Here is a 23132-nt window from a genome sequence, read left to right as displayed (position 1 = left end):
TTGCGTTGGAGTGCCCGTCAATCGAGATGGCGCGCTCGATTACTCCGCCAAGGCTTCGAACTGTGGCAGTACGGTCTCCTTCAGAAACGGGCGGTAGTGCGCCTCGGTGACGGTGACGGGGGCGGCGTCCATGCGGGCGATGGCATCGGCCAGGGCCGCTTCGTCCTCGCGGGGGACGAGGAAGTCGGCAAGCTCGCCGGCGAGTATTTCACGCGGACCGGAGGGACAATCGACGCTGACCACGGGCGTTCCCAGTAGCAGCGATTCGATCAGCGCGCGTGGCAACCCTTCGGCGTCCGAGGTCAGAATCAAGGCCTTGGCGTTGCGAATGAACGGATAGGGGTTGGTCTGGTAGCCGGGCAGGATGACGCGCTCGGTGAGTCCCATATCCTCGATCATCGCGCGGAGCTTAGCTTCTTCGTCGCCCTTGCCCTTGCCCAGCAGGACCAGCGGGGTCGTCACGCCGCTGGCCTTGTAGGCGCGCAGCAAGCGGTCATGGCGCTTGCGGGCTTCAAACGTGCCGACATTGATCAGGTATTCGCCGTCCGGCACTGGCGCCGATTCCTCGGCCATGCGCAGGAAGGGCTCTCGCTCGTAAGGATTGTAGATGGCGCGAATCTCGGCGGGTTGGAGGCCGATGACGTTGAGCAAGTTATCCTTGACGCCCTGTGAGACAGCGACGACGTTGCGTCCACTATAGAAGCGATGCACCTTGGCGAATGCCTTGGCGCGCTTACCGGGATCGCTGAATTTCGCCGAGATATCGCTCTTGATCCAGAACCACAGGTTGGGGAATGTCAGATGTCGAGTGATCTTGTCGCAAGAACATGACAGCACGACATCCGGACCGAAAGCGCTCAATGCGTATGCGATACGCGCGGCCTGCCATTTTTCCACCAGCGGCGTTGACAACATCTTGCTGAAACGGTTGATGACCCCGAGATTCTCGATCTCTAATCCTTCCGGCAGGCGGTGCTCGATCTTGTCGCGCAGGATGAAGACCTTGACGACGTGGCCGCGCTGGCGAAGACCGTCGGCCGTATAAAGCAGCGATTTTTCTGCGCCGCCGCCGTATAGATCGGCAATGACGAAGGCAAAGCGTTTGGGCGTTGGCATGAATGTCTTCCCTGGTGGGGGCTAATCCCTATAGCGCGAGTTGGCGAATCAAATACGCTTCGGCAAATGCTCGGTAGCGCTCGCCTTGCAATTTCGTGGGGCTAAGCATGGCCACAATGGTCTGGCGGCGTTGGCGGGCATCTTGAGGCAGACGTTTGACGTGGGTGTCGATCCAGACGATCTCGCCAGCGTCATCGAGCAGCAAGTTGCCATAATGAAAATCGCGATGATAGTAGCCGTGACGAATCAGGGCCACGGCGTCGTCACAGACGCGTTGCAGAAACGCCAAGCGTGCTTCTTCTTCCTGGCGGCGAAAGTAATCCGCACCGGACTCGCCTCGGCCGAGGTGTTCCATGGCCAACAGTGACCCCAGCGGGTTGAAGGGGTTTAAGGCCACGCCAACACCACGGCACTCGATGGCGCGCAGTCCGGCCCGGCGGATGCAAGCATTGGCTCGCCATTCCTTGAGGGCATCGAAACCGCCCAGCAGGCGTTTTTCCAGGATGTCGCGAATCCACCACTTGATGGGGTGGCGCCGTACCGTGTACTTGTCGGCCACCAGTTTGAATAGCGTATTCGACGCCGCATCGAGGAAGAAGCGACTGCTGCCCACCGCTTCCATTTGTCGTGTCGTGCCGGGTTGCGACAACGTGAGGCGGGAGGTGAACGCAAAGCGTGTGCGCATGTAATACCAGCGCGCAACGCCATTGAGCGAGACACGATACAACGGCATGAGTGGCGATCCGCCTCGTTCGGGAAACAAGGCGCTAATCCTCGGGAAGCGGGGGAAGGTTGTCAAGGCGATGTCATGACAGGACTGGCGCCTGCCGTGGCGGCTGGTTACCGTACGCTCAGAGATATCCCCGGATGAGGAAGATGCCATGCTGACGCCCGTGATTCTCGCTGGCGGTAATGGAACGCGCCTGTGGCCGCTGTCGCGTCGCGATACGCCCAAGCAATTCCTGGCGCTGCTTGGCGAGCGGAGCCTGCTGCAAGCGACGCTTTTGCGCCTGGAGGGCATCGGTGTGGCACGTCCCATCGTCGTATGCGCGGATGCGCACCGTTTTTTGGTCGCCGAGCAGTTGCGTGAAATCGACTGTGAGGCGGATATCGTGCTCGAACCCGAGGGGCGCGACACCGCACCGGCTATCGCCATGGCGGCGCTTTGCCAGCAGGCACGTGAAGACAGCGCGAACCGTGACGCGCCTCTGTTGGTATTGCCTTCCGACCACCACCTCGACGAGGTGGCGGCGTTCCACGAAGTAGTGAAGACGGCGCTGCCGGCGGCAGGGCGAGGTGACTTGGTGACGTTTGGCATCGTGCCGACGCGAGCGGAAACCGGCTATGGTTATCTGGAGGTCGCCGATGTCACGGCGGGCTTGCAGCCGCTCGTACGTTTCGTGGAAAAACCGGATGCCGCCCGCGCGCGTGAATTTGCCGATGACGGCCATCATCTCTGGAACAGCGGAATGTTCTTGTTGCGCGGTGATCGTTACCTCGAAGAGCTGAGACATTGGCGCCCGTCCATGCATGCCTCGGTGGAGAAGGCATGGGCCGGGCGCGGCACAGATCTCGATTTTCTACGTCCCGAGGCGGGCGCATTCGCCGCATGCGCCGCCGAATCCATCGACTACGCCGTCATGGAGCATACCCGGGCCGGTGTCGTCATCCCCCTGGCGGCGGGATGGTCGGATGTCGGTTCCTACCAGGCACTATGGGACGTCGCGTCGAAAGACGATGACGGCAACCTGCTGCGCGGCGACGTCATCGCGGAAGACACGCGAGACGCCTGGGTGCAGTCGCAGTCGCGCCTGGTCGCAACGCTCGGGATCTCGGATTTGGTTGTCGTCGAAACCGCTGACGCCGTACTGGTAGCGGATCGCCACCGCGTCCAGGAAGTCAAAACCCTGGTCGCGCGTCTGCAATCGCTCGGGCGTCAGGAAGGCATCGCTCATCGGCGTGCCTATCGCCCCTGGGGCAGCTACGAATGCGTCGAGCAGGGCGCACGCTTTCAGGTCAAGCATATTCGCGTACATCCTGGCGCCCGCCTGTCGCTGCAACGCCATCATCATCGCGCCGAGCACTGGATCGTGGTCTCGGGAACGGCGCGTGTTACCCGGGGTGACGAGGTTTTCCTGTTGGGTGAAAACCAGTCCGCATATATCCCACTAGGTATCGCACATCGTCTGGAAAATCCCGGTCGCATCGAACTGGAACTCATCGAAGTGCAAAGCGGCGCGTATCTCGGCGAGGACGATATCGTGCGCTTTGATGACGACTACCAGCGCGACTGATGAATAAAGAAAAATCTCCCAGTTTCCATATGGGTCTTGGGAGAAAGGCTTAGATGTATAAAAATAAGCGATATCAAGAGAGGCTTAAAGCCTCTCTTTGACGGGGTTTTAGGGTGGGAATGACTATTTTGTCGTGGGAGCTTCGTAATGCGGCGCAGATTTTTCGTTTCCTGGGCACTGAGAAAAAGCGCTGCCGGGAAGAAGCCACCAATGATCACTGTTCTGAATACCCAGATCATGCTTTTCGGATTGATCGATACAGGTTTCTCCTTTTGCCTGATCTGCTCGTATTAATATCCAGCGCTCATCGGGAGACTGTTTGACCCATGCGTAAGCACGTTGTAATTGTTCTTCTAGCGGGGTTTTAAAGCCGAATTGCACGACAGGTTGTTGTGCCTGCAGAACAAATTCTTCATCGAAATCCGGGAGCGCCAATGAAGCGCCTTTTTCTGTGATGCGCTGAACGTTTTGCATCATATCGTGAGGCGACCTGGCTGTATTCATTAGTACATAGCCCCATGTAGACCATGAAACCCAGAAGGCCAGCATCCATATTACAAATATCAACATTCCACGGTGCGGTTTTAACCAGAGGATGAGGGGGATAGACAGCGCACCAATCGTCATCCACCAATTCCAAGGCACTACTCCATAGTGCTGCGATAATTCGTTTAGGCTACTGACTCCATAACTACCTAAGACTCCTGCAGTTAGTAAAGTGCCTGAAATGGCGATGATAGTAAATGTTGCCAAATAATTGAGACCCTTTTGTTGCAATAGGCCGGGTATGGACGGCGCGACCGCCCATATTAACAATGGGATTGTAGGCAATATATAAACGCCTCGTTTGCCTGGCGACAACGAAAAAAACAGAAGGATCAGCAATATTGCGCTCAAAGGCATCCAAATCTTGGCATCGCGTCTTCTCAATCGACGCTGCCAGTGTTTAATAAGCCATGGGAAGGCCAGTATTAGAGGTAGCCATGCCCAAGGAATGACACTGGCTAGATAGTAATACCAAGGGTTCAAGTGATGCCATGAATTGGCATATCTTTCGCCCGTCTGTTTGAAAAGGATATTATCCCGATAAGCTGTGAGACTTGAATCGTCTCCAAATGTGGCGATCAAGACCATGGGCACGACCCACAAGCTAACCGTCAAGATAAGTAATGAAAAACCCTTTATATACTGTTTCCATGCAGGGTGATGCACTACTCCTTGTTTATAGAATAATATCCAGCCGGGTATTAACGCCAAGGGCAGAAAGCCTACCCCCTTGGTCAATATACCGATGCCCATTGCGATCCAACTGACATACCACCAGATATTCTTGGCGTCAATTAATGAATAGCGTAGAAACCCGTAAGCCCCTAACGTAGTAAAAAAAGTGAGAGACATGTCTATTTGTGCCGTCCGAGCTTGAAGAGCAAATTGGAAAGTGCTCAACAGGGCAACGCCGGCTAATAGTGCGATGCGTATACCGTAGAGTCTTTTTGTTAAATCTGCTACTAAAAAAAGAGTTCCGAAAGCGGCAAGTAGAGAGGGAAGCATGAACCCCCAACGTACTGAGCCAGTTAGAGCAATACCTATTGCCATTGCCCACATGAAAATAGGGGGTTTGTCGGGATAAATTTCACCGGCGCGATGAGGAAACCAAAACTGACCCGTTTTAAGCATTTCGAGTGCGTTGAGTGCAAAGCGTGGTTCATCCGCTGGCCATGGATCACGTAGCCCCAGCCCAATCGCTAAAAGTACAAAACTGCCCAGAAGGAAAAGGTACCAAAAAAACCGATTATGGCGAGCCACCGTTATTGGCAAGGGCGAAAAACGCATATAGCTAATCACTTTTCGTTGATTTCCGATGTATTTCATTACGAATTAAAATCATATTACGCATGTATATAAAAAGCCCTGCTCCCTGTCCAACGATAAATACAGGGTCTTGGCGATAAATTGCATAAGCAAAAAGTGTGGCGCCTCCGCCCAGGCTTAATATCCAAAAAGCGTTGGGTACGATACTGCGTCGCGCCTTTTCGCTCACAATCCATTGGACCAAGAAACGGGCCGAAAAAAAACCTTGGCCAAGAAAGCCAACAATCATCCAGGTTAAATCGGGTTTAAACATGTTTATCGGAGTCGTTGTCAGTAGGGTATGAATCTACCAGCGACATTAAATTTGCCGGTAGTCGTGATCGGCGGCGCAACCACATGACACCTAGAATATCTATAATTCCTACCCAAAGTCTGTCATGTAAACCATAGTGTGAGTGTCCGTTTTGACGTTCTCGGTGGTTTACATTCATAGAAATACAGGTCCCTCCCTGCGCTTGAATAAGCGCAGGTATAAAGCGGTGCATATGGTTAAAGTATGGCAGTTTAAGAAACGCATTTTTGTTTATTAATTTAAGGCCACACCCGGTGTCGGGTGTTGAATCATTCAGTAGTTTGCTCCTGATACGGTTGGCGATTTTTGAAGAAAACCTCTTATGCCAAATATCACGTCTTTTATTGCGGTGCCCAGCAATTATCGTGACTGTGTTAGTGCTCGCATATTGATAAAGGATAGGTATGTCTGCCGGGTCGTTTTGTCCATCGGCATCGATAGTCGCCAACCAATCCCCTTCCGCTAGCCTTGCCGCTTGCCAGATAGACGTGCTTTGTCCGGAGCTTTTGTGGTGGCGGTATGCGCGTAGCCGTGGATTTTTCCTGGCTTCATTTGCAAGCCAATTTTGGGTGTCATCTATAGAGCCATCATCGATAACGATGATTTCGTGTTCAATTGAAACAAGTGCCTGATCAATTTCATCAAGCAACGTTGGTAAGTTTTCAACTTCATCTTTTGCAGGAATGATGACTGATAGTGTTTTTGGTCGCATGATTGCATATATAAAGTAGTGGCTTTGTCTTGATTATAAATATTTTTTCTTAAGGTATTCTTAAGTCTTTTGATGAATTTATTTGTTGCGCGTAAGCATGAGTTAAGAAGTGGGGTGACATCATGAAGTATCCTTGTTATATATAAAGTTGATGTGCACATGCTCCCCAGAACTTTTTTAAAATACAGTGAATCACCTTGGGTGCCCTTGTTGAAGATGTGGGTTTTATTCATCCTGTTAATTATTGGAATAGCTTATTTTGGATTAGATTTCAGGATTGCTGATACCGTTTACACGATGGAGGGAGGTGATTGGGCGTTATCGGATTTCTGGCTGACTAAGTATGTTCTGCATGATATAGGGAGACGCTTTAGTATATCTTTAGGTGTGGTGGTTTTGGTGTCAATTGTTACAAGCTTCTTTGTAGGGGCAATGAAAAGTCTGCGTCGTCCTTTGGTGTATCTCTTTGTATCAGTGGCACTTTCCGCATTAATAGTTTCTTCTATAAAGAACAGCATTAATGTGGCATGTCCTTGGGATTTAGTACGCTACGGAGGGAATATTCCTTACGTTGGTTTTTTCCAAGAGTGGCCTTCTAAGTTTCCAGATATTGCATGCTTTCCTGCCGGGCATGCTAGTGCGGGTTATGCCTGGATTGCCTTGTACTTCTTTTTCGACTACCTCTTTGTCTCTTCTAAGTGGAGACGTTTAGGTGCAGGGGGTGCTATGTCTATGGGCCTTCTTTTTGGTATTGATCAGCAAGTTCGTGGGGCTCATTTTTTGTCGCATGATTTGTGGACATTGATGATTAGTTTTAGTGTTTCCCGAATATTGGCGTATCTGTTTTTTGGTTTAATTAAAAATCGAAAAGTCGCTGTTGGTGATCTTGTTAATTCTTGAGGTGAGGTCGTTTATGTATAATTTATTTTCAAGGCTGAGCTTCCTGCGTCCGGTTTTGACGACGGACTTCCTGACCTTTTTGGTGAGCCTTGGTGTTACATTGTTTTATAATACGACTTTTTGGGGTGAGGTTTTTGATTATATCTCTCCAGCAGGAATAATGGACTGGTTGCTTTTGCTCGAGTATGGGGTTGTTCTTACTTTTCTGCAGTTTTTTGTATTTGTCTTTTTAGTGAATCGTTGGCTGGCGAAACCTTTTCTTGTTGCCATAATATGCTTGGCAGCGGCCGTTAACTTTTATACAAGCCGTTATGGCGTATACTTCAATACCGATATGGTGAACAACGTTCTGCAGACGGATACCAACGAAGCTGGTGAGCTGTTTACTTGGGGGTTCCTTGGATACATGATTGTTTATGCCGCTATTCCTTCACTGTTTGTTATCTGGGTGCGTATAAAAAGAGAGAGCCTTTTGAGGTCTGTTTTGAGACGCGCAGTGGTGGTGCTAGCAAGCACCCTGGTATTGAGCGGCTTCATTTTACTGACATTTCAAAGCGTGTCGGCTTTGATGAGGACGCATCATGAGCTGCGTTTCTTGGTCACTCCGGGTAACGCGATAGTCTCTGCTGTTCAAGCTTTAGCTCCTGCACAAGCTCCTCTGCCTGATAAGAAAATTCCGCTTGAGAGCGATGCGAAACTGGCAGCCGCGGCATCGAATGGTAATAGCAAGCCTAAGCTGCTCGTCATTGTGGTCGGTGAGACGATGCGGGCTGCCAATTGGGGGCTCAATGGCTATGAGAGGCAGACGACACCGAAGTTGAATGATCGCAACGTGATCAATTTTCCTCATGTGACATCTTGTGGCACAAGTACGGCAGTTTCTTTGCCTTGCATGTTCTCTCCGCTTGGTCACGATGACTATGCCGAGCGCTATATTAAAAGTCATGAGTCACTTCTTGATGTGTTAAAGCATGCCGGTATTGATGTCGAATGGTTTGATAATCAATCGGGATGTAAAGGAGTATGTGAAGGCGTTAAAAACGAAACATTGTCTCTGCAGAGTTTTCCTGATCTTTGTGCATCGGGCCGCTGCTATGATGAGGCTCTTGTAGAGCGTTTAAAAGATGAGCTGAAGAAAAATTCGTATTCTAACGATGATAAGGTCGTTGTGTTGCACCAATTAGGCAATCATGGCCCTAGTTATTACCAGCGTTATCCTGAGCCTTTTGGCAGATTTGCCCCGGTATGTGAAACTGCTGATTTAAACAAGTGCCAAAAAAATGAGATAGTAAATGCATATGACAATGGCGTTCTTTACACCGATAGTGTCTTAGATAGTCTGATTGCCGCCTTAAAGTCTCAGTCTCAATATTCGGTTGCCATGTTGTATGTGGCCGATCATGGTGAGTCGTTAGGTGAAAATGGTGTTTATTTACATGGATTGCCTTATTCGATTGCACCGAAAGAACAAACGCATGTGCCCATGACGTGGTGGTTGAGTAAGCAGTTTCTTAGTTCCACGGGGCTAAATGTTGGTTGTTTAGAAAAAAGTGTAGAGGGTGAGTATAGTCATGCCAATTTGTTTTCAAGCATTTTGGGATTGATGCAAGTAACGACATCGGTATATAAGCCCGAGCAAGACATAACGACAACGTGTCGCACATGACTTTATAGGCTTGCATGCAGCGGCACCGAGCTGGGGAGTGTATGATGGTTTATAGGTTTCAGTATGACGTGTTAGCAAGGCCTTTTCGGATTATAAGAAACTTAGCCAGGGCCGTCCGTAGCATAGCTGGTGAGGCTCTCTTTAGATGTTTCTTTTTCGAGGCCTGTATTTTACTTTATGCATTTTGCTTGGGACGCTTGTTGTGCCTTTTGCACTGGTGCTTGGCTTTTATAAGATCGTCAGGTATGTTCTTGCGAAGGTCGGCGGAGGGGCGTGAGTTGAAATAGCCGCCTTGAGGCGGCTATTTCAATTATTCTTGGCGTTTTTTTGTTTTTTGACCAGTAAGCATCGCCTTGGAAAGATTTTTGTTTTGTTAACTTGCTTGAAATTATCACACCAATAACATGTAGTATTGCTGCAATAAGAAGGGCGCTTCCTAATATTGGGTGTACAGTTCTATCAGTGCGTTTTCATGAAAGGTGTGCGTTGTTAGAAGCCAGCCAATATTGCTTGCAGTCCAAGTCCTCCTAATAGTAAAAAGACCATGGCGCTGCCGGCGGGATTGTGGCCGTCATAATGTCGTTCATGCCCATGTCGCATGTTTCGTAAATGTTGAAGTATTTCTTTTGGTGAGTAAGTGAAGTTGATGAACCGTGCGTGTCGAGTCCCTATGATTCCCATATGATTCGTAATATTACTACTACGCCTACTGTATACCCTGCCCATTCATGTAGTGTCTGCCATTGGCCAGAGCTCAGCCAGGCTGTCATGAATGCTAGAACCAATGTCCAGTGTAGTATCCTTACTATTGGGTCCCAGATCTTTAACTTTTGCGGATGTTTTTCTTTGTGCGTCATCAGGCTTCTCCATTCTTGGCATGAAGACAAAACCCAATAGGGTCGGTCTATTGCTTGAAAAGCAGCTATTGGAGGCTACATGTTAGGAAGATATTCTGACGCTTTTCTTAAGTGATACCGGTGAAAAGAAAAACACTGCTGAGGGCAAAGAGACATGTAACAAGCTAGGGGCGTGTGTCTGACTTTCTGTTATTAATCCTGGGTAAGCAATCTGAGTGCTCAAGGCAAGGGCATGATAGAGGAATGCCGTAGGCGAGAAAGGCTCGCCTTGACGAGCCTTTTGCAGTTCATGGTGTTCTCCAGACGATAGTGGCTTCCAGGCCGTGTTCAGGGCGGTTGCGCAAGTGAAGCGTTGCCTGCTGACGCTGAGCCAGTTCGACGACGATGGAAAGTCCCAGGCCGCTACCGGTGGTGCGTTGGTCGGAGGCGCGACGGAAACGCTCGGTCACCTTCTCGAGCAGTTCATCGGGGATGCCGGGGCCGCTGTCGCGCACGCACAACTGGGCGACGCCCGAGGTTTCGCTCAGTTCCACCTCGACATGGCCGCCTTCCGGCGTATAGCGCAGGGCGTTATCGAGCAAATTGCGGAACAGGATGCCGACTTCAGTTTCATCGGCATGAACGTGCAGCTGTTTGAGCCCTTCGAGCGTCAGTTGTTGCTGGCGCTCATGAGCGAGGGGCCACAGGTCGGCCATGAGGTCGATGACGATGGAGTAGAGGTCGATCGGCGCGGTGTGGCTGTCCGGTGTGCGATCCAGCCGCGCCAGCACCAGCAGTTGTTCGACGACACGTTGCAAACGTTCGACGCCGGTATAGGCCTTTTGCAGCGATGCGGTTTCCCCGGCCTTGACGTTGTCCAGGTGGATGCGCAACGCGGCCAGCGGGGTGCGCAGCTCATGCGCGGCGTCCGCAGTGAACCGGCGTTCGCGTTCCAGGGTTTCACCCAGCCGGTCGATGAAGTCGTTCAGCGAGTGATGCAGTCCCTCGAGTTCGCGAGGAACGTCGAGTTCGATGTGCCGAAGATCACTGGCATGTCGCCCTTGTACCTGGTCCGAAAGACGCCGAATAGGGATCAAGCCACGGCGGATGATGCGGTTCATCAGCCACAGCATGAGCGGCAATAGGACCAGCATTGGAAGTAGGTTGTTCCAGGTGATACGCGCCACGATCTCGCGCTGGAAATTACTGCGTTGGCCCATGCTGATCCACAGGTCATGGCTATCGTCGAACATGCTGAAGACGCGCCAGCGATGGCCATCGTAGTCGACCCAGCGGAAACCTTCTTCGTCGGGGGCGGGAAAAGGCGCCTCTTGTACCCACTTTCCCTGGAGGAGACGTGGTGTCTTGTCGGGCTTCCATAAACCCAGCGCGAGTTTGCGTTCTTCCTCGTGATACAGCTTGGCCGGGGTGGTGTCATCAGCTCCAAGCGCGACGGGCTGGCCATCGTGATAGAGGCGTGCCGGATAATCGGGGATACTGAGCCGGTTGGCCAGCCGCTTGAACGCGACATCGCTGGCGTTCTCCGGTAGTTGGCCGGCGACAATGCGGCTGTGGAGGCTGAGCTGGGTGTCGAGCACTTCTTCCAGCTCGTGATCGGTGATCAAATACGAGGCGAGCACCGCCACGCCACCGGACACGACGAGTACTAGCGTCAGCGTACGGAGTAGGTAATAGCGAATGGACGTCATACTGCGCGACGATCCAGGCGATAACCGATACCACGGACGGTCATGATGAGCGACTTACCGAACTTCTTGCGCAGATGATGAACGTGGACCTCCACTGCATTCGAGGCGACTTCCTCTCCCCAGCCGTAGAGCAGGCTTTCCAGCCGGGGGCGCGAGAGCACCTTGTCGGGGTGGCGTGCCAGTTCGAGCAATAGGGCGTATTCGCGGCGCCCCAGCGCGATGGCCTGTCCTTGCCAACTGACGCTGTGACTGGCTTCGTCGATGCTCAAGGCGCCGAGTGTCAGGGTGCGTGACGCGCGGCCCTCGGCGCGCCGCGTGATGACGCGCAGGCGCGCCAGCAATTCCTGTAGATTGAAGGGCTTGAGTACATAATCGTCAGCGCCGGCATCGAGTCCACGAATGCGTTCTTCGACGGCGTCGCGTGCGGTGAGGATGAGTATTGGCAGTGAGGAGGAGGCCTCGCGGAGGCGTTTGAGTACTACCATGCCGTCCATGTCGGGGAGGCCCAGATCGAGAATCATGGCACTGAAGGACTCGTTGTGTGTCGCCTCGATGGCATGATGCCCTTCAGTGAACCAGTCCACGGTATAGGCGTCGCGGGTGAGCGCGGTCTTGATGCCATCGCCCAGAAGGGGATCGTCTTCGACCAAGAGTATACGCATGGGGCCTCCTCAGTGTTGGCGCCAGCGTAGCATGATGGGTAAAGCTTAAGTGTTTCTTAAGGCGGGGTGAAACCATCGGCCGCCGCACGCCGACGCTGATAGGAATGAATGTGGCCTCGCCATTGAGCTGCAAGGGAAGGATGATTGTGTCGCTCGATGGCCTGTATCACGCGCCGTGCGGCGTGGTGTAGCGCCGTCAAGTGATGGACATGAGGAATGTCCTCGGGCGCTAGGTGCGAATAGCGGGCGCGCTTCGGGGCGGGGTCGACGCTAAGTACGAGCCTGTCTGGCCGCGACGATTCCCGCACCCGCGAGACACATTGGCGTCGTGACCGACTTTCGTTTGCCGTGACGAGGCCGATATCGACATGCAGTGCACCCTCGACGCTCATAGCGTCATTCGTGTCGGTCGATCGCACATGAATCAGCATCTCGATGCTGCCGCGCGCGACGGTCTCACGGCAGCATGCTTGTTGTGTCTGACATGTGGCCGCCATGGGCTGGACGCGCGTCGGCATGCCGCGCACCTGTCGCTCGAGTGCGGCCTGGTTCTCGCCCAACGTCCATAACAAGGCACCGCGCGGTAGCAACCAATCGATGAGGGTTTCCGCGAAAGGTGTATCAGCGCCTGTGATGAGAATGCGACGTTCCGACCAATCCATGGGATACCTGCCGATGGCGGAGATGAAAGAATCGCAACGCTCGCACGGTAACGCTTAAGAGATGCTTACGTCGCTCGCGGAGACGCCAGTCCCAATGATTTACCCCAGTGGCCCGCCGACAACGGTCTTCTTGAGCCCTGCGAGGATGGCGTCTCCCTCTTCGTGGGCGAGTTCGTCGTACCAGGCGCGGGTTTGCTCCGGTTCCAAACCATGAATCATCGCTGCGCGTTTGCGGGCACGTGAGACGATCTCGCCGACGCGCTCGACACGTGCTGCATCGTAGTGTGTCATCGCCGTGGCAATTGCCGTCGAGGTGTCAGCGTGTTCAGTGAGGGCGTACTGCACGGCTTCGGCCAGCACCCAGGCGTCTTCCATGGCTTGGCAGCCGCCCTGGCCAAGGTCCGGCGCCATGCCGTGCGCGGCGTCGCCGAGCAGCGCCACGCGGGGCGCGGTGAGCGTATCGAGCGGTGGAATATCGTGAATTTCGACGCGCGCCATGTGCTCGGGATCGAAGCGTTCGATCAGCGCTTGTACCGGTTCGGCCCAGCCGGCGAAGTGTTCGCGCAGTTCGTCACGGTAACGCTGGGAGTCGTTGGGCGTGCCGGCGGGCAATGGCACGTCGAAGAAACAGTAGAATTCCGGCGCGCCCTGGTCATTGCCGCCGCTACCCATCGGCATCAAGGAAACTCGCTTGGCGTCGCCCACGTACTGGTCCCAATTATGCAGCGGGGCCAGATCATCATCGGCGGGTACGCGTACGTTCCAGTTGACGTAACCTACGTACTGGCGTTCCACGGCGTGCCCCGTGAGTTTGCTGCGCAGCCGTGAGTGCGTGCCGTCGGCGACTACCAACAAGTCGCCGTGGAGGCTACCGCCATCTTCGAAATGTGCCGTGATGCCGTCGTCGTCCTGGGTATAGTCGAGGCAACGCCGCCCCAACTGAATGTGCTCGGCCCCCACGGCATCGAAGAGGCTCTGCTGCAAGGCGGTGCGTGCGATGGGACAGGCGCGTTGCCCGACATCCTCGAACAGTGGCGCAAGACTGAAATCGGTCAAGGTCTGCCCATGGTGGGTGAGGTAGCGCATGCGGGTCATCTCGCCGCTTAATCGCTCGATGGTCTCGCCGAGTCCCAGACGATGCATGACCTTGACCCCGTTGGGCCACAGAGAAATGGCCGCGCCTATCGGGCGTATTTCTTGGACACGCTCGACGACGGTGACCCGGTGGCCCTGGCGTTGAAAGGCAAGCGCGGCACTCAGGCCGCCCATCCCCGCGCCGACGACGAGTACGTGCAAGGGAGAAGTGTGTTGTGCTGAGCGAGACATGGCGAACTCCTTCAATCGATTGTTATGTCTTACGTAGATTGATGCGGTGTCGTGGCGTTTTCCGTCGTATCAGCGGTCTCCTTGGCATCTTCGGTGCTGCTTGGCAGCAACAGAGTGCACAGGATGGCGGTCAACCCGCCGGTGGTGATCGGTGAAGAGAAGATGCGTTCGGCGGTCTCGGGCAGCCCGGCGAGGGCTTCGGGAACGAGCTGGACGCCGAGCCCCATTCCCACCGACACGGCGATGGTCATGATCGTCTTGCGGGTCATCGCCTGGTCGCTGAGGATGCGGATGCCGGAGACGGCGATCAGTCCGAACATCAAGGTCGTCGCGGCGCCGAGTACGGGGCGTGGAATGAACTGCAGCAGAGTGCCGAGTGCAGGGATGAGCCCCAGTAGCAGCAGGATGACCGCGACGTAGCGCCCCACATGGCGGCTGGCCACCCCCGTCAACTGCACCACGCCGGTATTCTGGCTGAAGGTGGTATTGGGGAAGGTGTTGAAAAGGGCGGCGAGCAATGAGTTGACGCCATCGGCCAGCACGCCGCCGCGTATCCGGCGTTGATATACCGGGCCGCTGACGGGCTCGCCCGAGGCGCGCGACGTGCCGGTGAGGTCGCCCACGGTCTCGATGGCGGTAACCAGAAAGATGAACGCCACGGGGACGAAAGCCGTCCAGTCGAAGCCGATACCGAAGCGCAGCGGTTGCGGCAGGGCGAACCAATCGAGTGCCTCCGGGCGACCTTCGAACTGGCCGGTGATCGCGGCCACGAGACAGCCGATGACGAGCCCGAAGAAGACCGAGCCGATGCGCAGCCAGGTGTATCGGGACATCTGGCAAGCCAATACGACGACGATCACTAGTGCCGCCAGCCCGAGGTTGGCGAGGCTGCCGAAATCCTCGGCACCGAACCCGCCGGCCATGTCGGTGACCCCCACCTTGACCAGCGAGAGGCCGATCAAGGTCACGACCACGCCGGTGACGGTGGGCGTGATGATGCGCTTGAGACGATGCAGCATGCCGCCGAGGGCGATCTCGATGAAACTGCCTACGGCACAGACGCCGAGCAACGTCGCGATGACGGCTTCGTCGCTGGCGCCGCCGGCACGAGCGGTTTCGCCGGCGGCAATCAGCGCGGCCACGAACGAGAAGCTCGTGCCCTGGACGCTCAGGAGTCCCGATCCGAGCGGCCCGAGACGCTGGGACTGCACCCATGTCGCCACGCCCGAGACGAACAGCGCCATGCTGATCAGATATGACATGTACTGATCGAGCCCCAAGGCGCTACCCACGATCAGGCTGGGAGCGATAATGCCCACGAAACTGGCGAGTACGTGTTGTACGGCGGCGAGCAGCGAGGCCAGAGGCCCGGGACGATCCTCGAGGCGATAGAGGGGTTGATCGACTGACATGGCTTGGCTCCTTGTGCCCGATCGTGCGGCGGGCTTTATGTATACAAAATCACGCTGCAATGCATAAGCAATAGGAGTGCCAAGTGTGTGTTATCGCCAGGCTCGCCGTATGCATGGGGGCTGGCGAGGGTCGACGCCTCACGAAGATGCGGGCGCGCGCTTCTGTGGTGCTTCATGGTGATCGTGTGCGTCACGCTGGTGCACGAGGCGGCCGTCGGCCCAGGTAGCGTACACGCAGCGGTCGTCACCCAGTATCATCATCGCGAAGAGGCGCTCGCCGAATGTTTCGGCCACTTGGGTACGGCGTGCCAATAGGGGCGTGGCGGCCAAATCCAGGACGACCATGTCGGCTTCGTACCCGGCTTGTATTCGTCCGATACGATGATCGAGGTGCAGCGCTTTGGCATTGCCAAGCGTAAGCCGATAAAACCCCTGCCAAGCGGTCAACGGCTGGCCAAGCAGGGCGCCGACCTGATAGGCACCTTGCAGTGTTGTCAGCCCGCATAGCCCGGTGCCGGCGCCTACATCGCTGGCCAGGGATGTGACGACACCGGCGTCACGGGTGGCGAGGCGATCGAAAAGCCCGCTGCCCAGAAACAAATTGGATGTCGGCGAGAAGGCGATATTGGCACCGGCATCGGCAAGTCGCGCGCGTTCGTCCTCGGAGAGATGAATACCGTGTGCGTAGGTGCTGCGCGGGCCGACCAGGCCGTAGCGTTCGTAGACGGCGAGATAGTCCCGACACTCGGGAAACAGCTCGGCGACCCAGGCAAGTTCGCCCCGGTGTTCCGAGAGATGGCTTTGTAGATACAGGCTCGCGTCGTTGCGCAGAACGCCGCCAACGGCATCGAGTTGTTCGCGACTCGAAGTCGGTGCGAAACGCGGCGTCAGCGAATACGCCAGACGATCCTTGCCGTGCCAGTCGGCGATCAACCGTTCGCTATCGCGGATGCCGCCGGTCGCGGTGTCGGTGAGCGTCTCCGGGGCATGGCGGTCCATCAGCACCTTGCCCGCCAGCAAGCGCAGCCGGCGCTGCTGGGCGGCGGAGAAGATGCTGTCCACCGAGCCGGGATGCGAGGTGCAGAATACCTGAGCAGTGGTTGTGCCGCCGCGCAGCAGTTCATCAAGGAATCGCTCGGCGACTTCCTCGGCGTGCGCCCGTTCGGCGAAGCGGCATTCGGCGGGAAAGGTGTAGTCGTTGAGCCAGTCGAGCAATTCGCGACCGAACGAGGCAATGATGTCGAGCTGCGAATAATGCACATGGCTGTCGATGAAGCCGGGCATGATCAACTTGCCGCGGTAGTCGACGATCTCGACCTCTTCGGGCACATGCGGGGCGAGGGCCGAAAAGTCGTCGACGGCGCGAATGCGGCCACCTTCCACCCACACGGCGCCGTCTTCCCAATAGCGTAGGCTATCGGCGTCTGGGGTAGGCGCCTCGCCGGGATCGGCGTCGAAGGTCAGCACGGTGCCGCGTAGCAGTTGGGAGTGGGTCATGGAAACGCTCTTGTAAACAGAAAATGACGGAAAAGGAGCTCCGGCGCCCGGTCTCAGAGGCATACATCTTGGCCGGTGACGTGGCGCCAAGTGGCGGGCAGTACCCCACGCTGTGGCGCGTGGACCTCGGCCGGGGCCAAGGTCAGTAATTCGGCGGCGATGGCCAATGCGATCTCGTAGGGATGTTTGCCGCCCGCGCCGGGAATACCGATTGGGCAGCGTACCCGCGATAATGCGGTCGCGTCGTGTCCGGCCTCGCGCAGGGGGCGCTGGAAACTCGCCCACTTGCTTTGCGAGCCGATCAATCCGATAGAGGCTACGCCGGCATGGCTGAGCAAGGCGTCGACGAGGCGGCGGTCCTGGGCATGGTCATGGGTCATGACGAGCGTATGGACACCGTGGGGCAGGCTTTCCAGGGCCGTCTCGATGGCCGGCGCAAGGGCATTCTCGTCGAGGCGATGACAAGCGACGCGCGCTGAGGGTACAAGTGCCGGGAAGACCTCGGCGCGACTGTCGAACCAGTGTATCCGCCAGGGAAGTGGTGCCAGCAAGGGCACGAGAGCCTGTGCGACGTGGCCGGCACCGAATAGGGCGATGTGTTTCTCGGCGCCCGCGAAGTACTCGAACAGCAAGCTGACATGCCCGCCGCAACACTGCCCGCTGCGCCCACCCAAGGGGAAGGCTTCTAGACGCGGTGTGGTTGCCTGCTCACCACGGGTGCTGGCAGCGAGCATCTCGCGTGCACAGGCGATGGCCTGGTATTCGAAACGGCCGCCGCCGAGCGTGTCGTGGCAGGCGTCGGCGGTCACCACCATCTTGGCGCCGGGCTCGCGCGGCGTGGAGCCTTCGGCGCCAACGACGCTGATCAGCACGTGAGGCGCGGCTTCGTCTTGCAGGCGGTGCAAGGCGCTGTGCCAGGTCTCAGCGCTCATCGCGGCGTCTCCGCTGGCGTCTTCGTTTCAGGCACTCGGCGTAAATCCTGCGCGGCGAAGAGCACGCGCTCCGGCGTGGCCGGGGTATCCAGGGCGGGTCTCACGCGATAATCGGCGAGGCTCGATAGTGCGTCGCGGAGCGCCGACCATACCGAAATCGCCAGCATGAAGGGAGGCTCGCCCACCGCCTTCGAGCGGTACAGGCTGGCCTGTGAATTGGGGTGTCCCTCGAGCAGGGAGACGCAAAAGTCGGGCGGTGTATCGCCGATGGTGGGGATTTTGTAGGTCGCCGGACCATCGCTCAGCAGGCGGCCGGTGGCGTCCCACTTGAGCTCTTCGCTGGTCAGCCAGCCCATGCCCTGAATGAAACCGCCTTCGACCTGGCCCGTGTCGATCGCCGGATTCAGCGAGTCGCCGACGTCGTGCAGGATATCCACGCGGGTCACACGATATTCGCCGCTCAGCGTGTCGACGATGACCTCCGAGACGGCCGCACCATGAGCGTAATAGTAGAAGGGGCGCCCTTGGCCGGTGGTGCGGTCGTAGTGAATCAACGGCGTGGCATAGAACCCCGTTGCCGATAGCGACACGCGCCCCAGGTAAGCAGCTTGAATGAGCTCACCCCAGGCGATGCGGTGTTCGTTCTCGCCATGGCCCACCACAAGATCGCCGTTCTCCAGGCGAATGGCCTCGCGGTCGAATTGATAATGCTCGGCGGCGAAATCGAAAAGCCGCTCGCGCACCTGCATGGCCGCGTTGCGGGCCGCCATACCGTTGAGGTCGGCACCGCTGGAGGCAGCCGTCGGTGAGGTGTTGGGTACTTTGTCGGTGCGCGTGGCGGAAATGCGCACGGCACTGTTGTCGAGCCCCAACTCGCGGGCCACGACTTGCCCGACTTTAGTGTGCAACCCCTGGCCCATCTCGGTGCCGCCGTGATTGATCATCACGCTGCCGTCGGTATAGATGTGCAACAGTGCTCCGGCCTGATTGAGGTGCTTGGCAGTGAACGAAATGCCGAATTTCACCGGAGTCAGCGCCAGGCCTTTCTTGAGCACCGGACTGCTGGCGTTGTAAGTGCGGATGGCGTCGCGTCGCGCCCAGTAGTCGCTGTCGGTTTCTAGCCGCGAGACGATCTCATGCAGTAGCGCGGTCTGCTCGACGTGTTGCCCGTAATGGGTGACATCTCGGCCGGGACGATAGAGATTGCGCTTGCGGATCGTCAGCGGATCTTCGCCCAGGTGCCGCGCGATATCGTCCATGGCGCGTTCGACGATCATCATGCCCTGAGGGCCGCCGAAGCCGCGAAAAGCGGTATTGGATGGATTGTGCGTCCGCGCAGGGATCCCGGTGACCCGGGCGTCACCCAGCGAGTAGGCGTTGTCGGCATGGAACATGGCGCGGTCGACGATGGCTTCGGACAGATCCGGCGAATGGCCACAGTCACCGATGACGGTAATATCACCTCCTGTCAGCACGCCCTGAGCGTCGAATCCCAACCGATAGCGGTTATGAAAGGGATGGCGTTTGCCGGTGGCGCGCATGTCATCGCCGCGCGGCAGGCGCATGCGGACGGCGCGCCCGGTGCGACGGGCGAGCAGCGCGGCCAGACACGCCCACGGCGCGGCTTGGGTTTCCTTGCCGCCGAAACCGCCGCCCATGCGACGCACTTCGACGGTCACGGCATGAAATGCCACGCCTAGCACCTCGGCGATGAGTTTCTGCACTTCACTGGGATGTTGGCTTGAGGTATGCACAATGACGCCGTCGTCCTCGTTGGGCAGTGCCAGGCAGGCTTGCCCCTCGAGGTAGAAGTGCTCCTGCCCACCGACGAATTGCTCGGCCTCGAGCACATGAGCGGCCCCGGCAAGAGCCTGTTGCCAATTACCACTTTGCTGAACATGCGGTGGCCGGACCCATTCCTCGGCCTCGGCGGCGGCAACGGCATCAAGCTGCGCGGGCTGAGCGTCGATCTCGACCTCGGCAAGTGCCACGGCACGGCGCGCTGCCTTGAAATCGGTGGCGGCCACCGCGAACAGCGGCTGACCGACATAGCGCACTTCGGCATCGGCGAGCAGTGGATCGCCCGGAAACACCGGGCCGACGTCGGTCTTGCCGGGAATATCGACCACGGTGATGACATCGACAACGCCGGGGGCACGGCGAACGGCGTCGAGATTCAGCTGCGTAAGCCGGCCGCGTGCGGTCGGGCTCAACCCCACCGCAACATGTAGCGCATCCACCGGTGCGGGCTGATCGTCGAGATATCGCGCGCGGCCGGTGACATGCAACGTGGCGCTGTCATGCGTGGGGGCTTGCCGGGGTTCTGCCGGTGCAGTGTGGCGGTCGGTTGTTTCAGGGCCGGCCGGCGGGCGTGAGAGATCAGTGAGCGTACGCATCGAGGCAGACCTCCTGGGTAGCGTCGTGGTCGATCGTCAGGCGCAGGCGTTCGAGCAAGTTGGCGGCTGCGAGGCGGCGGTAGGCGGCAGAGCCACGGACGTCGTCGAGTGGCTGGAAGTCACGTGCGAGCGCTTGGCGAGCCGCATCGAATGTCGCCATATCGGGGGGATGCCCCTCCAGGGCGGCTTCGGTGGCCTGGGCGCGCCGTGGCGTGGCATCCATGCCGCCGAAAGCCAGGTGAACATCGTGCAGACAACCATTTTCCTCGCGCCAGGCAAAGGCGCCGAGTACCGCCGAGATATCGTCCTCGCGGCGCTTGGAAAGTTTCCAGACCTCGAGATGCTGGTCGTGTTCGGGGCGTGGCAGAAAGATGGCGCGGATGAATTCGCCGGGCTCGAGGGCGGTACGCTTATAGTCGAGAAAGAAGGCATCCAAGGGCAGTGTGCGGGCGCCATTGGGGCCTTCCAGTGCCAAGTGGGCATCGAGCGCGAGCAAGATCGGTGGCGTGTCGCCAATGGGCGAAGCATTGGCGATGTTACCACCTAGAGTGCCGCGATTACGGATCTGTGCGGAGCCCAGTCTCCGCAATAGTCGGGCGAACGCGGGATAATGCGCATCGAGCAGCGGTTCGAGGCGGGCGTAGGTGACGCTAGCCCCGATCCACCAGCCGTCGGGTGTCTCGTCGATTGCCTGCAATTCGGTGACGCGACTGACGTCGATCAGGGTCTCGAAGGCCTCGAGCCGTTGCGTGGCCTCGAGCCACAGGTCGGTGGCGCCGGCCACCAGGCGCGCTGTCGGATATTGGCGACGCAGCGCGTGCAAGGTCTCCAATGTGTTCGGGATGGCATAGCCGGTGGCCTCGAGCGTGTCACCCAGGGCTGCGACATTGTCGTCGAGCCTTGGGTCTTCCGCCCAGGGCGGTCGCACGTCGGGTTGATCGGCCATATGGCGTGCGGCTTTCTGGATGGGGCGGTATCCCGTGCAACGGCATAGATTGCCGCCCAGCGTTGCTTCGAGGCATGCATCGTCTAGCGCTACCGGTGACTGGCGCTGGCGTTCGTGGAGTGTAAACAGTGACATGACGATGCCGGGTGTGCAGAAACCGCACTGGCTAGCATGGCATTCGACCATGGCGGCTTGGACGGGATGCAAGGCATCGCCGCGCGCGAGCCCCTCAACGGTGACGAGATGCCGACCCTGCAGTTGATGGGCTGGGGTGATGCAGGCATTAGTGCTGTGATAGTCAAGACGACCGCCGCGGCCTGGCTCTCCGATGGCGACCGTGCACGCACCGCAGTCGCCCGAGGCGCAGCCTTCCTTGGTGCCGGTTCGCTGTAATTCGTTGCGCAAGAGTTCCAGAATGCTGGTCTCCGGCGCTAGCGATGCGCAGCGTTGCGCTTCGCCATTGAGATAAAACTCGATCATCGGAGTGTCCATCGGGTTGTCATTGTGATCCGAGGCGCGCACTGCGCATGCCGATATGACCATATGGTCAACTCTGTTAAGCCTTAATCAAAACAGCGCGTATGACAAGTCCCTTTTGCGCTTGTTTATCGCGCGCCGAGGTGGGCTAAATTGATCGCTCGACTGCGGCGGCAGGGCGTTAGTGTGCGTTGCACTGGCGACGCTCGCTGGGGCAGACTTCTCTACCGGCAGACAAAGAGAGCGGCCATGACATCGATGAATTCACCCGAATTGGGAACGCGGGCACGCAATGAAAGCGTGATTCTCGAGGCGGCCGAGCGTGTGTTCGCGTCTCATGGTTATCGAGGTGCGAGCGTGCAGGCCATCGCTGAAGCGGCAGGGCTCCCTAAATCCAACGTGCTTTATTATGTAGGCAGCAAGCGTAAGCTGTACGTGGCGCTGCTCGAGCGTATGATGGCGCGCTGGAACGCTATGCTTGACGATATTGGCGAGGACGACGATCCGGGCGAGGTGCTGGAAGGCTTCATCCGCAGCAAGATGCGCCTGACGCGGCAACATCCCCAAGGCTCTCGGTTGTTCGCCGCCGAAGTGCTTCAAGGCGCGCCTTTTCTGCAGGAATACTTGCACGGCGAGCTGCGCGAGTGGGTGCGCTCGCGGGCGCGTGTCTTCGAGCGCTGGGCGGAAAAAGGCTTGATGGATCCCGTCGATCCGGTGTGGCTGATTTTCTTGATCTGGTCGGCCACTCAACATTATGCAGATTTCGAGGCGCAGATACTGAGCATCACCGACCAGGGGGCGCTTGGGGAAAGCGATTACCGTGCGATCACCGATTTCTTGTGTCACGTCATCCTCAAGGGATGTGGCGTTCGACCTCCATCTGACATCGACAGCAAGCGTCATTTCCAAGATATCCAAGGTAAGGAGTTAACATGAAACTTTGGGGCATCTTGCTCCTGGTCAGCGGCGGCTTACTCGACGATTCATCGTCGCTGCCAGCGCAGCCCCCCGATAAACCAGGAGCGATCACGGCGCAGATTGCACGCGATCACTTGCAATGGACGTCGGCGACCGATGAAGAGATGTATCTGGCTCAGGCAAGCGTCCGGAAGCTGCTCAAATATCCCGCTACCGCGGTTTTTCGCGATATCCGCGCCGTTGGTCCTCGTGTCGGCGGACCGTCCAATCGCGTGGTATGTGGGCAAGTCAATGCACGTTGTGAACGTGGCGATTATCTGGGGTATCGCTTGTTCGTGGCACGCCAAGGTGCGCAGGCTGCGATCATGTCCTCGAGTCTGCATCGCAGCGGATGGGACCCTAACGCTGTGGCAGCGGCCTTGATCGAGTGGCAGCAGATGGCTTGACGGGTGTTGGGATGCATGGGCCTGTGTGCATCATGATGCGTTCAGCCCTATGTAACTCAGT

19 protein-coding genes are annotated in these 23132 nt (G+C 57.2%); 5 read left to right on the top strand and 14 right to left on the bottom strand.

The annotated features are described in order from the left end of the window. Nucleotides 1-39: 39 nt before the first annotated feature. Together LUN51_RS12585 and LUN51_RS12580 are read right to left on the bottom strand one after the other, a co-directional pair. Complete coding sequence (locus LUN51_RS12585; protein WP_277811533.1) at nucleotides 40-1116, bottom strand: glycosyltransferase; 1077 nt, start codon at nucleotides 1114-1116, stop codon at nucleotides 40-42. A gap of 28 nt (nucleotides 1117-1144) precedes the next feature. Continuing rightward, nucleotides 1145-1849 carry a hypothetical protein gene (locus LUN51_RS12580; RefSeq protein ID WP_277811532.1) on the bottom strand — a complete coding sequence of 235 codons (705 nt, stop codon included), beginning with the start codon at nucleotides 1847-1849 and terminating at the stop codon, nucleotides 1145-1147. A gap of 148 nt (nucleotides 1850-1997) precedes the next feature. Here LUN51_RS12580 and LUN51_RS12575 point away from each other — a divergent pair, with 148 nt between their 5' ends. Further along, nucleotides 1998-3410, top strand: a complete 1413-nt coding sequence (locus LUN51_RS12575) for a mannose-1-phosphate guanylyltransferase/mannose-6-phosphate isomerase (protein WP_277811531.1) — start codon at nucleotides 1998-2000, stop codon at nucleotides 3408-3410. Between the two features lie 123 nt (nucleotides 3411-3533). Here LUN51_RS12575 and LUN51_RS12570 read toward each other — a convergent pair whose 3' ends face one another. The 3 genes from LUN51_RS12570 to LUN51_RS12560 are packed head-to-tail and all read right to left on the bottom strand — an operon-like array spanning nucleotide 3534 to nucleotide 6286. Continuing rightward, entirely contained in the window at nucleotides 3534-5243 is a 1710-nt protein-coding gene (locus tag LUN51_RS12570; protein ID WP_277811530.1) for an ArnT family glycosyltransferase, read from the bottom strand. 4 nt (nucleotides 5244-5247) lie between these two features. Continuing rightward, entirely contained in the window at nucleotides 5248-5535 is a 288-nt protein-coding gene (locus LUN51_RS12565) for a lipid-A-disaccharide synthase N-terminal domain-containing protein (RefSeq protein ID WP_277811529.1), read from the bottom strand. After that, nucleotides 5528-6286, bottom strand: coding sequence for a glycosyltransferase family 2 protein (locus tag LUN51_RS12560; RefSeq protein WP_277811528.1), 759 nt, complete (start codon nucleotides 6284-6286; stop codon nucleotides 5528-5530). The genes LUN51_RS12565 and LUN51_RS12560 overlap by 8 nt, the downstream gene beginning before the upstream one ends. A gap of 159 nt (nucleotides 6287-6445) precedes the next feature. Between LUN51_RS12560 and LUN51_RS12555 the strand changes: the two genes are divergently transcribed. Together LUN51_RS12555 and LUN51_RS12550 are read left to right on the top strand one after the other, a co-directional pair. Continuing rightward, nucleotides 6446-7186, top strand: a complete 741-nt coding sequence (locus tag LUN51_RS12555) for a phosphatase PAP2 family protein (protein ID WP_277811527.1) — start codon at nucleotides 6446-6448, stop codon at nucleotides 7184-7186. 13 nt (nucleotides 7187-7199) lie between these two features. Further along, a complete protein-coding gene (locus LUN51_RS12550; RefSeq protein ID WP_277811526.1) occupies nucleotides 7200-8852 on the top strand; it encodes a phosphoethanolamine transferase in 1653 nt (550 codons plus the stop codon). A 1144-nt stretch (nucleotides 8853-9996) separates the two neighbouring features. On the opposite strand, the gene LUN51_RS12545 is transcribed toward LUN51_RS12550, so the two are convergent. The 9 genes from LUN51_RS12545 to xdhA form a co-directional block, all read right to left on the bottom strand. Next, nucleotides 9997-11397 carry a sensor histidine kinase gene (locus LUN51_RS12545; protein WP_277811525.1) on the bottom strand — a complete coding sequence of 467 codons (1401 nt, stop codon included), beginning with the start codon at nucleotides 11395-11397 and terminating at the stop codon, nucleotides 9997-9999. Further along, nucleotides 11394-12059, bottom strand: coding sequence for a response regulator (locus tag LUN51_RS12540; RefSeq protein WP_277811524.1), 666 nt, complete (start codon nucleotides 12057-12059; stop codon nucleotides 11394-11396). Before LUN51_RS12540 ends, LUN51_RS12545 begins: the two co-directional genes overlap by 4 nt. Nucleotides 12060-12115: 56 nt before the next feature. After that, complete coding sequence (locus LUN51_RS12535) at nucleotides 12116-12721, bottom strand: hypothetical protein (protein ID WP_277811523.1); 606 nt, start codon at nucleotides 12719-12721, stop codon at nucleotides 12116-12118. 99 nt (nucleotides 12722-12820) lie between these two features. Then, nucleotides 12821-14047: an FAD-dependent urate hydroxylase HpxO gene (gene hpxO, locus LUN51_RS12530; RefSeq protein ID WP_277811522.1), complete on the bottom strand. Its 1227-nt coding sequence runs from the start codon at nucleotides 14045-14047 to the stop codon at nucleotides 12821-12823. Nucleotides 14048-14076: 29 nt separating this feature from the next. Further along, nucleotides 14077-15459, bottom strand: coding sequence for a uracil-xanthine permease family protein (locus LUN51_RS12525; RefSeq protein ID WP_277811521.1), 1383 nt, complete (start codon nucleotides 15457-15459; stop codon nucleotides 14077-14079). Nucleotides 15460-15597: 138 nt separating this feature from the next. After that, nucleotides 15598-16956: a guanine deaminase gene (gene guaD / locus LUN51_RS12520; protein WP_277811520.1), complete on the bottom strand. Its 1359-nt coding sequence runs from the start codon at nucleotides 16954-16956 to the stop codon at nucleotides 15598-15600. A gap of 53 nt (nucleotides 16957-17009) precedes the next feature. Then, a complete protein-coding gene (xdhC, locus tag LUN51_RS12515; protein ID WP_277811519.1) occupies nucleotides 17010-17888 on the bottom strand; it encodes a xanthine dehydrogenase accessory protein XdhC in 879 nt (292 codons plus the stop codon). Continuing rightward, nucleotides 17885-20284: a xanthine dehydrogenase molybdopterin binding subunit gene (xdhB, locus tag LUN51_RS12510; protein WP_277811518.1), complete on the bottom strand. Its 2400-nt coding sequence runs from the start codon at nucleotides 20282-20284 to the stop codon at nucleotides 17885-17887. The genes xdhC and xdhB overlap by 4 nt, the downstream gene beginning before the upstream one ends. Further along, nucleotides 20268-21710, bottom strand: a complete 1443-nt coding sequence (xdhA, locus tag LUN51_RS12505; RefSeq protein WP_277811517.1) for a xanthine dehydrogenase small subunit — start codon at nucleotides 21708-21710, stop codon at nucleotides 20268-20270. The genes xdhB and xdhA overlap by 17 nt, the downstream gene beginning before the upstream one ends. Before the next feature lie 246 nt (nucleotides 21711-21956). Between xdhA and LUN51_RS12500 the strand changes: the two genes are divergently transcribed. Next, nucleotides 21957-22643, top strand: coding sequence for a TetR/AcrR family transcriptional regulator (locus LUN51_RS12500; protein ID WP_277811516.1), 687 nt, complete (start codon nucleotides 21957-21959; stop codon nucleotides 22641-22643). Beyond that, the gene (locus LUN51_RS12495) at nucleotides 22640-23071 is read left to right on the top strand and encodes a hypothetical protein (RefSeq protein ID WP_277811515.1); all 432 of its coding nucleotides are present in this window, start codon (nucleotides 22640-22642) and stop codon (nucleotides 23069-23071) included. The genes LUN51_RS12500 and LUN51_RS12495 overlap by 4 nt, the downstream gene beginning before the upstream one ends. Nucleotides 23072-23132 lie beyond the last annotated feature (61 nt).

The sequence above is a fragment of the Chromohalobacter canadensis genome (assembly GCF_029544075.1).
In the GTDB taxonomy this organism is placed as follows: domain Bacteria; phylum Pseudomonadota; class Gammaproteobacteria; order Pseudomonadales; family Halomonadaceae; genus Chromohalobacter; species Chromohalobacter canadensis_A.
Note: the sequence above shows the minus strand (reverse complement) of the source record. Positions and strands in the feature narration are given on the sequence as shown.

What these genes read in the sequence shown, in the direction of transcription:
- LUN51_RS12585 (WP_277811533.1), bottom strand. Translation starts at nt 1,116, where the DNA reads ATGCCAACGCCCAAACGCTTTGCCTTCGTCATTGCCGATCTATACGGC.
- LUN51_RS12580 (WP_277811532.1), bottom strand. Translation starts at nt 1,849, where the DNA reads ATGCCGTTGTATCGTGTCTCGCTCAATGGCGTTGCGCGCTGGTATTAC.
- LUN51_RS12575 (WP_277811531.1), top strand. Translation starts at nt 1,998, where the DNA reads ATGCTGACGCCCGTGATTCTCGCTGGCGGTAATGGAACGCGCCTGTGG.
- LUN51_RS12570 (WP_277811530.1), bottom strand. Translation starts at nt 5,243, where the DNA reads ATGCGTTTTTCGCCCTTGCCAATAACGGTGGCTCGCCATAATCGGTTT.
- LUN51_RS12565 (WP_277811529.1), bottom strand. Translation starts at nt 5,535, where the DNA reads ATGTTTAAACCCGATTTAACCTGGATGATTGTTGGCTTTCTTGGCCAA.
- LUN51_RS12560 (WP_277811528.1), bottom strand. Translation starts at nt 6,286, where the DNA reads ATGCGACCAAAAACACTATCAGTCATCATTCCTGCAAAAGATGAAGTT.
- LUN51_RS12555 (WP_277811527.1), top strand. Translation starts at nt 6,446, where the DNA reads ATGCTCCCCAGAACTTTTTTAAAATACAGTGAATCACCTTGGGTGCCC.
- LUN51_RS12550 (WP_277811526.1), top strand. Translation starts at nt 7,200, where the DNA reads ATGTATAATTTATTTTCAAGGCTGAGCTTCCTGCGTCCGGTTTTGACG.
- LUN51_RS12545 (WP_277811525.1), bottom strand. Translation starts at nt 11,397, where the DNA reads ATGACGTCCATTCGCTATTACCTACTCCGTACGCTGACGCTAGTACTC.
- LUN51_RS12540 (WP_277811524.1), bottom strand. Translation starts at nt 12,059, where the DNA reads ATGCGTATACTCTTGGTCGAAGACGATCCCCTTCTGGGCGATGGCATC.
- LUN51_RS12535 (WP_277811523.1), bottom strand. Translation starts at nt 12,721, where the DNA reads ATGGATTGGTCGGAACGTCGCATTCTCATCACAGGCGCTGATACACCT.
- hpxO (WP_277811522.1), bottom strand. Translation starts at nt 14,047, where the DNA reads ATGTCTCGCTCAGCACAACACACTTCTCCCTTGCACGTACTCGTCGTC.
- LUN51_RS12525 (WP_277811521.1), bottom strand. Translation starts at nt 15,459, where the DNA reads ATGTCAGTCGATCAACCCCTCTATCGCCTCGAGGATCGTCCCGGGCCT.
- guaD (WP_277811520.1), bottom strand. Translation starts at nt 16,956, where the DNA reads ATGACCCACTCCCAACTGCTACGCGGCACCGTGCTGACCTTCGACGCC.
- xdhC (WP_277811519.1), bottom strand. Translation starts at nt 17,888, where the DNA reads ATGAGCGCTGAGACCTGGCACAGCGCCTTGCACCGCCTGCAAGACGAA.
- xdhB (WP_277811518.1), bottom strand. Translation starts at nt 20,284, where the DNA reads ATGCGTACGCTCACTGATCTCTCACGCCCGCCGGCCGGCCCTGAAACA.
- xdhA (WP_277811517.1), bottom strand. Translation starts at nt 21,710, where the DNA reads ATGATCGAGTTTTATCTCAATGGCGAAGCGCAACGCTGCGCATCGCTA.
- LUN51_RS12500 (WP_277811516.1), top strand. Translation starts at nt 21,957, where the DNA reads ATGACATCGATGAATTCACCCGAATTGGGAACGCGGGCACGCAATGAA.
- LUN51_RS12495 (WP_277811515.1), top strand. Translation starts at nt 22,640, where the DNA reads ATGAAACTTTGGGGCATCTTGCTCCTGGTCAGCGGCGGCTTACTCGAC.